The sequence below is a fragment of the Jannaschia formosa genome, assembly GCF_003340555.1.
Classification (GTDB): domain Bacteria; phylum Pseudomonadota; class Alphaproteobacteria; order Rhodobacterales; family Rhodobacteraceae; genus Jannaschia; species Jannaschia formosa.
The window spans coordinates 514,307-526,137 of record NZ_QPLJ01000001.1; the positions used below are offsets into that span (position 1 = coordinate 514,307).

Sequence of the window (11,831 nt, forward strand, 5' to 3'; positions counted from 1 at the left end):
TGTCCGTCAATGCCGATGCCGTGGACCTACCGGCATGCCTCGCGCGAGTGGCGCGCGATCCTGGACGATGCGAAGGAGCGGATGTCCCTTTCGTCCGACAACATGGCCTATACGGCCATCGACGCCGTCTTCCAGGTCTTCCGGCGGCGCCTGACCGCGCCGCAGGGGCTGGACTTCGCCACCGTCCTGCCCTGCGTGCCGCGCGCGATCTTCGTCGCGGGCTGGGACGTGAGCGCGCCGCCTGTTCCCTTCGCCCCGCGGGCGGAGCTGATCGCCGAGGTGCGGCGCGTCCGCGTGAACCACAACCTGACGCCCGAGACCGCCATCGAAGCGACGGCCTGGGCGATCCGGCGGTCCACCAACCGACGCGACTTCGAGCGGGTGCTGGCGCGGCTGCCGGCGGAGGCGGCGGCGTTCTGGCATGTCGAGGTGGACGACCCGGCGGAGCTGGAGCAGCGGATCGTCTGACTGCGGCCCGATCGCCGCGTCGGCGCGGCGCGGTGCCGGGCGATCTTGCCCCTGCGGCGCGGCTCCGCTAACGGGCGCCGGACCGATCGACGCCGGAGGCCGCGATGCCGCGACTCGTCATGAAATTCGGCGGGACCTCCGTCGCCAATCTCGACCGCATCCGGCGGGTCGCGAAACGCGTCGGGCTGGAGGTCGCGAAGGGCTACGACGTGATCGTCGTCGTCTCGGCGATGTCGGGCAAGACCAACGAGCTGGTCGGCTGGGTGCGGGAGACCTCGCCCTTCTACGACGCGCGCGAATACGACGCCGTCGTCAGCTCGGGCGAGAACGTGACCGCGGGCCTGCTGGCGCTGGTGCTGCAGGAGAACGGGATCGACGCGCGGTCCTGGCAGGGCTGGCAGGTGCCGGTGAAGACGTCGTCGGCGCATGGCTCGGCCCGGATCACCGACATCCCGACCGCGAATTTCGACGACCGTTTCACACGCGGCATGAAGGTCGCCGTCGTCGCGGGGTTCCAGGGAATAAGCGCCGAGGGCCGGATCACCACGCTGGGGCGCGGCGGGTCGGACACCACCGCCGTCGCCTTCGCCGCCGCCCACAAGGCCGAGCGCTGCGACATCTACACCGACGTGGACGGGGTCTACACGACCGACCCGCGGATCGTGCGCAAGGCGCGCAAGCTGGACCGCATCGCCTTCGAGGAGATGCTGGAGTTGGCCTCGCTGGGGGCCAAGGTGCTGCAGACCCGCTCGGTCGAGCTTGCCATGCGCTACAAGGTGAAGCTGCGGGTGCTGTCGAGCTTCGAGGAACCGTCGGACACGGCCGGGACGCTGGTCTGCGACGAGGAGGACATCATGGAATCGAACGTGGTCGCCGGGGTCGCCTTCGTGCGCGACGAGGCGAAGATGACCCTGGTCAGCGTGGCCGACCGCCCGGGCGTGTCGGCGGCGATCTTTGGGCCGCTGGCCGAGGCGGGGGTGAACGTGGACATGATCGTCCAGAACATCGCCGAGGACGGGCGCACCGACATGACCTTCTCCCTGCCGGTCGACCAGGTCGCCCGCGCCGAGAAGGCGGTGCAGACGGCCCGGGCGGCGGGCACGATCAACTTCCACGACCTGATCGCGGACGAGGGCGTGTCGAAGGTCTCGGTCGTGGGGATCGGGATGCGGTCCCATGCGGGCGTCGCGGCGCGGATGTTCAAGGCGCTTTCCGACGAGGGCATCAACATCAAGGTCATCACCACCTCGGAGATCAAGATCAGCGTGCTGATCGACCGGAAATACATGGAGCTGGCGGTGCAGACCCTGCACGACGCCTTCGGGCTGGAGCGCGCCTGACCGCAGGCGCGCCTCCGCTCATGTGACATTTGCATCGAGGCTGGGGGCGTCTGCCCCGGTGTCGCCGCAATCCGTCCACATTGCGGCACGAATCGCGGGGAATCGTGACGGCATGATGCCGAACGTCTCTCCTGTCTGGATCGTCGCCATCCTCGCCCTGGCGCTGGCCGCCCTCGGAGTCGAGCGGCCCCGCCCGATGGTGGCCGATCTCGACCTGCCCGAGCGGGCCGCTTCGGACTGACCGTGCCAAGGCGCTCCCCCGGTGGCATTCCGGGCGACGCCAAAGGGGACTCTCGGTCGAGCCGTGCGGTCCTCGGGTCCCTCAGCGCTGCGCCGTTCGCCAGTTCGGGTGGATCCAGGGCTGCGCGTTCGAGGGGGCGAGCGGGGGGCGGCCGAGGATGTGGTCGGCGGCCTTCTCGCCGACCATGATCGAGGGCGCGTTGAGGTTGCCGTTGGTGATCCGCGGGAAGATCGAGCTGTCGGCGAGGCGCAGGCCCTCGACGCCAATCACCCGGCACTGCGGGTCCACGACCGCGAGCGGGTCGTCGCGGCGGCCCATGCGGGCGGTGCCGCAGGGGTGGTAGGCGCTTTCGGCGTGGTCGCGGATGAAGGCGTCGAGCGCCTCGTCCGACTGCGCCGCCGCGCCGGGCTGAATCTCGTGCCCGCGATAGGGATCGAAGGCGGGCTGGCCGACGATCTCGCGCGCGAGCCGGATCGCCGCGCGGAAGTCTCGCCAGTCGCTGTCATGGCTCATGTAGTTGAAGCGGATCGATGGCGGGGCCTCGGGATCGGCGGAGGCGAGGCGGACCGTGCCCCGGCTTTCGGAGCGCATCGGGCCGGTATGGACCTGGAAGCCGTGGCCCTCGGCCGCGGCCCGGCCGTCGTAGCGCACGGCGATCGGCAGGAAGTGGAACTGCACGTCCGGGTAGTCGATGCCCGCGCGGGAGCGGACGAAGCCGCAGCTCTCGAACTGGTTTGACGCGCCCGGACCCGTCCGCGTGAACAGCCAGCGCGCGCCGACATAGCCCTTGCCGAACAGGTTCCAGTAGCGGAACAGGCTGACCGGCCGGGTCGCGGCCCATTGGACATAGACCTCCAGATGGTCCTGAAGGTTGCCGCCCACGCCGGGCCGGTCGGCGACGAGGTCGATGCCGTGCTCGGCCAGATGGGCGGCGGGGCCGATGCCCGACAGCATCAGGAGCTTCGGCGAGTTGATGGCCGAGGCGGCGAGGATCACCTCCGTGCCCGCCTCGACGGTTTCGACGCGGCCGCCGCGCGCGATCTCGACCCCGGTGGCGCGGCCGTCACGGATGACGACGCGGCGGACGAAGGCGCGCAGGAGCTTGCAGTTGGGGCGCTTCAGCGCGGGCCGCAGATAGGCGTTCGCGGCAGACCAGCGGCGGCCGCCCTTCACCGTCATCTCGAACGGGCCGACGCCTTCCTGCCGTTCGCCGTTGTAGTCGTCCGTCCGGCCGAAGCCCGCCTGTTCCCCGGCCTCGACGAAGGCCCGCACGAGCGGGTTGTCGCGCCGCCCGCGCGAGACGTGGAGCGGGCCGTCGGCGCCGCGCCAGGACGGGTCGCCGCCATGGCCGCAATCGTCCCAGCACTCCATCCGCTTGAAGTAGGGCAGCACGTCCGCATAGGCCCAGCCGTCGGCGCCCTGCTCGGCCCAATGGTCGAAATCCCTCGCATGGCCGCGGACATAGACCATGCCGTTGATGCTGGACGATCCGCCGATCACCTTGCCGCGCGGGCAGGCGAGGCGGCGGTCGTTCAGGTTCGGCTCGGGCTCGGAGCGGTAGCCCCAGTCATAGCGCGGCATGTTCATCGGGTAGGACAGCGCGCCGGGCATCTGGATGAAGGGACCCGCGTCGCTTCCGCCGTGTTCCAGCACGAGGACGGACTTCCCCGCCTCGGCCAGCCGGTAGGCGATGGCGCAACCGGCGGAGCCGGCGCCGACGACGACGTAGTCGGCGCGCATCAATAGGCCGCCTCGACCCGGCCCATGCCGACATAGACCGACTGCACCTCTGTGAAGTGGTCCAGCGCGACGCGCGCGTTCTCTCGCCCGATGCCGGAGGCCCCGGAGCCGCCGAAGGGCAGGCCCGCCGGGGTGAGGTTGTACTGGTTGATCCAGCAGGTCCCCGCCTTCAGCTGCGCCACGACGCGGTGCGCGCGGGCCAGGTCGCGGGTGAAGACGCCCGCCGACAGGCCGAAGGGGGTGTCGTTGGCGCGGGCGACGACCTCCTCCTCGCTGTCGAAGGAGAGGACGGACATGACGGGGCCGAAGATCTCCTCGCGTACGCAGGCCATGTCGTCCTTCAGGTCGGCCAGCACCGTGGGCTCGATCCAGAAGCCGTCGCGGTCCATCCGGGCCCCGCCCGTGACGGTGCGCGCGCCCTCGGCGCGGGCACGGTCGAGATGGCCGAGGACGATCCGCATCTGCGCCTCGGTGGTCATCGGCCCGTAATTCGTCGCCTCGTCCAGCGGGTCGCCGGGGCGCAGACCCGCCAGCCGTTCGGTCAGGCGCGACAGGAAGGCGTCGTGCAGGGCCGCCTGCACGAAGACCCGCGTCCCGTTGGAGCAGACCTGCCCAGAGGAATAGAAATTGCCGTTGATCGCGCCGGAGACGGCGTCCTCGAGCGCGGCATCGTCGAAGACGATCAGGGGCGACTTGCCGCCGAGCTCCATCGTGACCTGCTTCATCCCGGCAGCGGCAGCGGCATAGACGCGCCGGCCGGTCGGCACCGAGCCCGTAAGCGAGACCTTCGCCACCCTCGGGTCGGCGGTCAGCGCGGCACCCACCTCCCCTGCCCCCTGCACCACGTTGAAGAGCCCGGCGGGCAGGCCCGCCTCGACCAGGATCTCGGCGATCCTCGGGGCGCAGAGCGGCGTCGTCTCGGAGGGCTTGAAGACCATCGCGCAGCCCACGGCGAGCGCGGGGGCGGCCTTCCAGCAGGCGATCTGCGTGGGGTAGTTCCAGGCGCCGATGCCGACGCAGACGCCCAGCGGGCGGCGCAGCGTATAGGCCCAGTCGGCGCCGAAGCGCAGCGTCTCGCCGCGCAGGTCGGCGGCAAGCCCGCCGAAATATTCGAGCGCATCGGCGCCCGAGGCGGCGTCGGCGACAAGCGTCTCCTGCAGGGGCTTGCCGGTGTCGAGCGTCTCCAGCTCCGACAGCTCCCGGTTGCGGGCGCGGATCAGGTCGGCGGCGCGGCGCAGGACGCGGCCGCGCTCGACCGGGTCGGTGGCGGCCCAGGCCGCCTGCGCGCGGGTGGCGGAGGCGAGGGCGCACTCGATCACGGCGGGGGTCGCGGCATGGACGCGCGCGATGGTCTCGCCGGTGGCGGGATAGATCACCGGGATCGCCGTCCCGGCCTCGTCTTCCAGCCAGGCACCGTCGACGAAATGGCTGGCCTCGGGCTGGACGTTCATCGCGGGATCTCCGGGCGCGTGGTTAGAAGGGTGTCGAGCGCCTGCTCGACGCGGGCGGCGAGACGGGCGCCGTCGGCGGGACCGTCGCGCAGCGCCTCGCGGATGTAGTGGCCGTCGATCAGCGCGGCGGCGGTCTCGGCCAGGTCCTCCGGCCGGTCGGTCAGCGGGCGCAGCGCGGCGAGCAGGTTCGAGCGCAGCCGCCCGCGATAGACCCGCAGCAGGCGCCGGGCCTCGCCGCCTTCCTGGGCCGAGACGTAGAAGGCGAGCCAGGCGGCCACGGCGTCGCGGCGGAAGCCCTCGGGCGCGAAGCAGGCGCGGATCACGGCGCTCAGCCGGGCGCGGGGGGTGTGCGCCTCGGCCCGCTCGCGCGCATGGGCGGCGTCGAGCTCGCGCAGCAGGTGGCGCAGGGCGGCGGCGAGGATACGGTCCTTGGAACCGAAATAGTGATGCGCGAGGGCCGAGGACATGCCCGCCCGCCGCGCGATCGAGCCGACCGTGACGTCGAGCGACCCGCGCGCGCCGATCTCGGCGATCGTCGCATCCACCAGCGCCGCGCGGCGCGGCGCCTCCATTCCGAGCTTGGGCATGCCGCCTCCTGATGCGTACGGGCGCGTCATGGCGGTTATTGACTGAGCAGTCAATCAAGAACCGCTGGCTTGCCTGGTGGCTGGGGGCTAGGCGGCGAGATCACCCAATCCGGGGCGGAGAGCCGCCGGAAGCAGGAACAGCGCATGGGTTCCTGCCGACTGGCCCTGTTGCACGAGGCCCTCGGCTAACGCTTGGCCGGAAGGGGAAAAGTCCGGCCTTCAAGGCCTTTACGCACATGGCCCCGCATCCGGAAAAACCGAAGCTGGAATGTCCGGAAAGCGCGCACGGCGCCTGCCGTGCGCGTTGTTCTGTTCCTCGGTCTCAGTGTGTGTTGAACACGTCCTGGAACGCCTCGATCGCCGCAATGGTGGCCTTGCGTTCCTCGGGCGTCGGGTCGGCAGGATCGGCCGCGATGGGAAGCGCGCCGAACTTCATCAGGCAGGCCATCAGCAGAAGCCGCGCCTTGGTGGCCGTCAGGTTCGACCCGGAAATCGCCAGCGGGGCGGGATCTGCGAATCCCTCCGCATGGCCCCGCCCGACCCGGACAACCGGTAGCCCGGCAAAGACCGCCTGCTCCAGAAGCGTCTCGCGCGCCGATGACGGCAACCGGCCGTAGGGCACCAACCCCTCAGTGACGAACCCGGCCAGTCGCCCCAGCGACAGCTTGTGCGAGATCAGCGCCGCCAGATCCGCGGCATCGTCCGGCCCGAACCCGTATTCTTCGTCTGAATAGCTGCCCTCCTTGATCATCGAGACCGACGGGATCGCCGAGGGCAGAAGCCGCCCCGCCTCGTCCTTGATCGCGACCTCCACATGCCGCAGCGCTCCGTCCCGCGTCGTGGCGGCATGTGTGCTCGCGGGCAGCTTCGTGATGTTCACATCCGAGCACCAGGTGTGCCTGTAGGCCGGCACATAGGTCAGCCACAGGTCATCCTTGTGCGTGATCTGCCCGAGGATGCCGCCATGCCCGCCGGTGGCGACATAGCCGCCCGGCCGCGCATCAGCCTTGGCCACCTCGCGCGCGGCGAAGAACTGCTGTTCCTGGACCACGACCACGCCGCAGCGGTTGCGCCCCTCGGCGTCACGCCAGATGCCCGACCGGACGAAAGCGACGGAATCGACGATGTTCTTGGGTCCATCCGCACTGATCTGCCCCTGCGGGCGCTGGGCGGCATTGCCGCAGATCGGCAACTCGGTGTCGATCAGCAGGTTGAACCAATAGGCCGTTTCCTCGACCTGCGGGCTGCCCTGGGTCCAGATCAGCCCGTCGTATTCGCCGCTGTCGGCGATGGCCTGGGTGTCGTTGGTCGCCTTGGCCAGCGCAGGCCGCGACGGGGCCGACGACAGGTGATAGGGCTTGTAGGCATTGAAATCGATGCCGCGCGTCTCGGGGGGAATGTCGCCCTCGCCGACATCGGTGCGCAGGTTCGCGGGCACACCCTTCTTCCAGCCGCCGGGCGGCAGAACGCGATAGAAGTCTATGTCGGCCTGTTGCGACAACAGGCTCGCCTTGCCTTCGGTGCCGATGCCAAGCCGGTCGATCTCCTCGAAGCTCCGCGATCCGTCGGGAAAGAAGCTCTGCCGCGCCTTGGCTTCCTCGCCGAAGGGAACGGCCATCTCCTCCTCCCAAGGGGTGCCATCGGCCTGCAGCGCCATGTAGGGCAGGGGATAAAGACCATCCTCCGGCGCCAGTTCGATCTCGTAGACCGGCTTGTCCTCGGGCGACCGGCGCTCGGGGCTGAACTGGCCGTCGGGTCCGATGTAGCCATCAGGCGGGCCATAGAGCTCCGCCGCATCCACCTCCAGCGGATGGGCCGAGAACTGCTCGACATAGACCTTGGCGGGTGCCGCCAGCCGCTGCGCTCGTAGCGCGTCGAACTGGTGCGGCTGGCCGTCGGGGCCCGTCACCACGGGCAGCCCCGCCCGCATCCGCGCCTTGTTCGACGTCACGAGCGGCGGCGTGTTCTGGATCGTGGCGGTCGGTCCGGCCAGATGGGCGATCCGGACGCGAGATTTCTGTAGCATGGCTCTCTCTCCATTCAATTCTGCGAAGGCGCCCGGCGAGGGTCAGGTGCCGTATTGTATGCAATCCTGCTGCAACTGCATGAACGCCGGATACGCCAGATCCTCATGACAGGCGCGCGACCGATTCCATCCAGTGGTTACTTACTCAGTCATTGCTGCTGGAAACCGATTGTTCACATTTTAGGCATCGATGCCCAACGCCGCCCGTTTCCCCGGCGATTTCGCGCTGCACCGCAGAATACTTTCAGGATTGTATACTTTTACTTCCCAAGTAGTCCGTTGCGCACAAAGCCTCGGTCCAGCAGCGCCGTCGTTCCGAGGCGGCGCAGAGCAGCCTGACGGCTGCCAACGCTCTCGATGGTTTGGCAACTGGAGTAACGCGGATGCACATGATCACCCGATATCGGCGGCGCCTGATCCCGGCGGCACTGGCCGCTCTCGCAATGGGCTCACCGCCGGCTGCCCTGGCTCAGGACCTGCCGGGCGGCGTTCTGACCGTGGCGATGACCGTCAGCGACGTGCCGGACTGGGCCGGCATGCCCGACCAGGGGTTCGAGGGTCACCGCTTCGTGGGCTATTCGCTCTACGAAGGTCTCGTGTCCTGGGACCTCAGCACCTCCGACCAGGAAGTAGACATCATTCCCGGTCTCGCCGAGGCCTGGTCGATCGATCCAGAGAACCCCAGCCGCTGGATCTTCGACCTGCGCGAGGGCGTGAGCTTCCACGACGGCTGCGCCTGGAACGCCGAGGCCGCGGTCTGGAATTACCAGCGCCTGATCGACGAGAGCCATCCTGGCTTCAACCAGGTCGATTTCGCCCGCGCCCGCTCGCGCACCTCCACCATCGCCGAGGTGGAACTGATCGACGACATGACTTTCGCGCTCCACACCACCGACGTGGAATCGCTCTTTCCCTACAACCTCGTCTACGTCCTGATGGTCTCGCCTTGCGCCTATGAGGCGGCGGGCAACGACCGCGCCGCCTATGCCGCCACGCCCTCGGGTACTGGCCCCTATGTCTTCGGCAGCGCGGTCCCCGGCGAACGGCTCGAACTTCTGCGCAACGACGCCTACTGGAACCCCGACCGCATCCCGCAGCATGAACGCCTCGTCCTGCTGCCGATGCCCGAAGCCACGACGCGCGCGGCCGCCCTCCTGTCGGGTCAGGTCGATTTCGTGGAGGCTCCCTCCCCCGACATGATCCCCGCGCTCGAGGGCGCGGGCATGACGGTCGTGCTGAACGAATATCCGCATTACTGGCCCTACCGGCTGAACGTGCTCGAAGGTCCCTTCGCCGATGTGCGGGTCAGGCAGGCTGCCAACTACGCCATCAACCGCGACGAGATGGTGGCCCTTCTAAACGGCACCGCCACGCCCGCCTTCGGCGCCCACACCACCAACCAGCGCAATTTCGGCGAACCCTACCGCTTCAGCTACGACCCCGAACGGGCCCGCGCCCTGCTGGAAGAGGCCGGATGCCTTCCCTGCGAGGTCACCATCGGGATCTCGCCCGCCGGCTCCGGGCAGATGCAGCCCCTGCCGATGAACGAGCTGATGCAGGCCCATCTGAGTGCGGCGGGCTTCGACGTCACCTTCGAGGTGATTGACTGGAACACCATGATCGGCGTCTTCATCCGCGGCGCGGTCGCCCATCCCGAATACGACGCGATCAACTTCTCCAGCGCCTCGATGGAGCCCCTGCAATTCGTGAAGAGCTTCATGAAGCGCTTCCAGACGCCGGGCGGATCGAACTGGGGCGGCTACCACCATGCCGAGGCCGAGGAACTGATGGCCGCGGCCCTGCAGAGCTTCGATCCGGCCGAGCAGGACGACCTTATCCGCCAGGCCCACGAACTTGTGGTGGCCGATGCCGCGCAGATCTTCGTGGTCAGCGACCTGAACCCGCGCGCCATGGCCCCGCATGTGCAGGACTTCGTCCAGGCCCAGAGCTGGTTTCAGGACATGACGCCGATCCGCGTGGAGTGACGCCTCCGGGGGGCGCGCGCGAGCCGCGCCCCCCCTGCCTGCCCCCTCCCGGCCAACAAGGCCGGACCCGACCGAAGCCCGCCCCAAGGAGGATCGCGCATGTGGGTCTACGCCGCAAAACGGGTGCTCTACGCCATCCCCATCGCCATCGGCGTCTCGGTGATCTGCTTCTCGCTGGTCTATCTGGCCCCCGGCGACCCGATCCAGTCGCTGATCCCGCCCGACGCAACCGCCGAGGATATCGAGACGATCCGCCGCCTCTACGGTTTCGACAAGCCCCTGGTGCTGCAATACCTCGACTGGCTGGCCCGCGCCCTGACCGGCGATCTCGGCATCTCGCTGCAATCGAACCGCCCCGTGATCGACGAGGTCACGCGTGCGCTCGGAAATACGCTCGCCATCGCCATCGCCGCTATCCTCGCGGCCTTCGTCCTCGCCACGATCCTCGGCACGCTTGCCGCCTTCAACCTGGGACGGCCGATCGACAAGATCGCCACCTCGATCTCGACCATCGGGGTGTCGGTGCCGAATTACTGGATGGGGATCGTGCTGGTGATCCTCTTCGCGGTCCAGTGGCGGCTCCTGCCCGCGACCGGCATGGGCGGCGAAGGGTCCGAGCATTTCAGCTGGCTGCAGTGGGATCAGGCGCGCTATGCCATCCTGCCGATGGTGACCATGGCGATGATCCCGCTCGGGGTCGTCACCCGCTCGACCCGCTCGGCCGTCGCCGACACCCTCAGCCAGGATTACGTCCAGCTCCTGCGCGCCAAGGGGCTCGGCGAGATGCAGGTGGTCTGCCATGCGCTGCGCAACGCCCTGCCGCAGATGCTGGCGGTCATGGGCCTGCAGCTGGGTTACCTCATCGGGGGGTCGATCCTGATCGAGACGGTATTCAACTGGCCCGGCACCGGCCTCGTGATGTCGCGCGCCATCCTGACCCGCGACATTCCCCTCCTGCAGGGAACCATTCTCGTCCTCGCCCTCTCCTTCGTGGCGATCAACCTCATCGTCGATCTGCTCCAGACGGTGATCGATCCGCGCATCAAGCGCGCCTGAGCCCGCTGCAGAAAGGCCCTCGTCATGTCCGATCTCGCCACCAGCCCCGATGCTCTCGCCGGCCCGACCCCCGAGACCCTGCCGCGCGACGGTCGCCGCAGCTACTGGGCGGCCGTGCGCGAGCGCCTGTCCGAGGACCGAGTGACGCTTGCCTTCATGACGGTGATCCTCGGCGCCGTCGGTGCGGCGCTTCTCGCGCCCTGGATCGCACCATACGATCCCTATGCCACCTCCATGCTCGCCCGCCTCAAGCCCGTCGGCACCGAGGGGCACCCGCTCGGCACCGACGAGCTTGGGCGCGACATGCTGTCGCGTCTGATCTGGGGCGCGCGCACCAGCCTGCTCATGGGGATCCTGCCTGTGGCCATCGCCATCGTCGTCGGCGGGCTGCTCGGCGTGGTCGCGGGGTTCATGGGCGGCGCCGTGAACATGATCGTCATGCGGATCATGGACGTGTTCTACGCCTTCCCCTCGGTCCTGCTCGCCGTCGCGATCTCGGGCACGCTCGGCGGCGGCATGGGCAGCGGTCTTCTGGCTCTCACGCTGGTTTTCATCCCCTCGCTCTGCCGGATCGCGGAAACCGCGGCCAGCCAGATCCGCGGCCACGATTTCGTCGATGCCGCCCGCGCAAGCGGCGCCCCGGCCCGCTCCATCATCCTGACCCATGTGGTGGGCAACGTGCTGCCGCCGGTGCTGATCTACGCCAGCAGCCTGATCTCGGTCTCGATCCTGCTTGCGGCCGGACTGTCCTTCCTCGGCCTCGGCGTCTCTCCCCCGACGGCCGACTGGGGACAGATGCTTTCCAGCCTGCGTCAGGGCATCTACGTCGCGCCGCTGGTCTGCGCCCTGCCGGGGATCGCCATCCTGATCGTGTCGCTGTCGTTCAACCTCGTCTCCGACGGGTTGCGCCAGGCCATGGACATCAAGTCGTGAGGAG

Annotated in this window: 10 protein-coding genes; 6 read left to right on the forward strand and 4 right to left on the reverse strand. The window is 68.9% G+C overall.

From position 1 onward, the window contains the following. Positions 1-9: 9 nt before the first annotated feature. The 3 genes from DR046_RS02630 (at position 10) to DR046_RS24570 (ending at position 2,049) form a co-directional block, all read left to right on the forward strand. Positions 10-468 carry a DUF2267 domain-containing protein gene (locus DR046_RS02630; RefSeq protein WP_115379626.1) on the forward strand — a complete coding sequence of 153 codons (459 nt, stop codon included), beginning with the start codon at positions 10-12 and terminating at the stop codon, positions 466-468. 104 nt (positions 469-572) lie between these two features. Continuing rightward, a complete protein-coding gene (locus DR046_RS02635; RefSeq protein WP_115379628.1) occupies positions 573-1,808 on the forward strand; it encodes an aspartate kinase in 1,236 nt (411 codons plus the stop codon). A gap of 115 nt (positions 1,809-1,923) precedes the next feature. Further along, positions 1,924-2,049 (forward strand): hypothetical protein, encoded by a 126-nt coding sequence (locus tag DR046_RS24570; RefSeq protein ID WP_280652819.1) that lies wholly within the window; start codon positions 1,924-1,926, stop codon positions 2,047-2,049. Between the two features lie 81 nt (positions 2,050-2,130). On the opposite strand, the gene betA is transcribed toward DR046_RS24570, so the two are convergent. The 4 genes from betA to DR046_RS02655 form a co-directional block, all read right to left on the reverse strand. After that, the gene (gene betA / locus DR046_RS02640; protein WP_115379630.1) at positions 2,131-3,789 is read right to left on the reverse strand and encodes a choline dehydrogenase; all 1,659 of its coding nucleotides are present in this window, start codon (positions 3,787-3,789) and stop codon (positions 2,131-2,133) included. After that, entirely contained in the window at positions 3,789-5,240 is a 1,452-nt protein-coding gene (gene betB, locus DR046_RS02645; protein WP_115379632.1) for a betaine-aldehyde dehydrogenase, read from the reverse strand. Before betB ends, betA begins: the two co-directional genes overlap by 1 nt. Next, positions 5,237-5,827, reverse strand: a complete 591-nt coding sequence (betI, locus tag DR046_RS02650) for a choline-binding transcriptional repressor BetI (protein ID WP_115379634.1) — start codon at positions 5,825-5,827, stop codon at positions 5,237-5,239. The genes betB and betI overlap by 4 nt, the downstream gene beginning before the upstream one ends. A 322-nt stretch (positions 5,828-6,149) precedes the next feature. After that, positions 6,150-7,853: an asparaginase domain-containing protein gene (locus DR046_RS02655; RefSeq protein ID WP_115379636.1), complete on the reverse strand. Its 1,704-nt coding sequence runs from the start codon at positions 7,851-7,853 to the stop codon at positions 6,150-6,152. 389 nt (positions 7,854-8,242) lie between these two features. Here DR046_RS02655 and DR046_RS02660 point away from each other — a divergent pair, with 389 nt between their 5' ends. From DR046_RS02660 to DR046_RS02670, 3 genes are all read left to right on the forward strand, one after another. Then, a complete protein-coding gene (locus DR046_RS02660; RefSeq protein WP_167766842.1) occupies positions 8,243-9,838 on the forward strand; it encodes an ABC transporter substrate-binding protein in 1,596 nt (531 codons plus the stop codon). A 99-nt stretch (positions 9,839-9,937) separates the two neighbouring features. Beyond that, on the forward strand, positions 9,938-10,894 hold the full coding sequence (locus DR046_RS02665) for an ABC transporter permease (RefSeq protein WP_115379640.1): 957 nt from the start codon (positions 9,938-9,940) through the stop codon (positions 10,892-10,894). A gap of 24 nt (positions 10,895-10,918) precedes the next feature. After that, positions 10,919-11,827, forward strand: coding sequence for an ABC transporter permease (locus DR046_RS02670; RefSeq protein ID WP_115379641.1), 909 nt, complete (start codon positions 10,919-10,921; stop codon positions 11,825-11,827). Positions 11,828-11,831 lie beyond the last annotated feature (4 nt).

Excerpts from the sequence above, each read along its gene's own strand:
- DR046_RS02630 (WP_115379626.1), top strand. The coding sequence starts at position 10 with ATGCCGATGCCGTGGACCTACCGGCATGCCTCGCGCGAGTGGCGCGCG.
- DR046_RS02635 (WP_115379628.1), top strand. The coding sequence starts at position 573 with ATGCCGCGACTCGTCATGAAATTCGGCGGGACCTCCGTCGCCAATCTC.
- DR046_RS24570 (WP_280652819.1), top strand. The coding sequence starts at position 1,924 with ATGCCGAACGTCTCTCCTGTCTGGATCGTCGCCATCCTCGCCCTGGCG.
- betA (WP_115379630.1), bottom strand. The coding sequence starts at position 3,789 with ATGCGCGCCGACTACGTCGTCGTCGGCGCCGGCTCCGCCGGTTGCGCC.
- betB (WP_115379632.1), bottom strand. The coding sequence starts at position 5,240 with ATGAACGTCCAGCCCGAGGCCAGCCATTTCGTCGACGGTGCCTGGCTG.
- betI (WP_115379634.1), bottom strand. The coding sequence starts at position 5,827 with ATGCCCAAGCTCGGAATGGAGGCGCCGCGCCGCGCGGCGCTGGTGGAT.
- DR046_RS02655 (WP_115379636.1), bottom strand. The coding sequence starts at position 7,853 with ATGCTACAGAAATCTCGCGTCCGGATCGCCCATCTGGCCGGACCGACC.
- DR046_RS02660 (WP_167766842.1), top strand. The coding sequence starts at position 8,243 with ATGATCACCCGATATCGGCGGCGCCTGATCCCGGCGGCACTGGCCGCT.
- DR046_RS02665 (WP_115379640.1), top strand. The coding sequence starts at position 9,938 with ATGTGGGTCTACGCCGCAAAACGGGTGCTCTACGCCATCCCCATCGCC.
- DR046_RS02670 (WP_115379641.1), top strand. The coding sequence starts at position 10,919 with ATGTCCGATCTCGCCACCAGCCCCGATGCTCTCGCCGGCCCGACCCCC.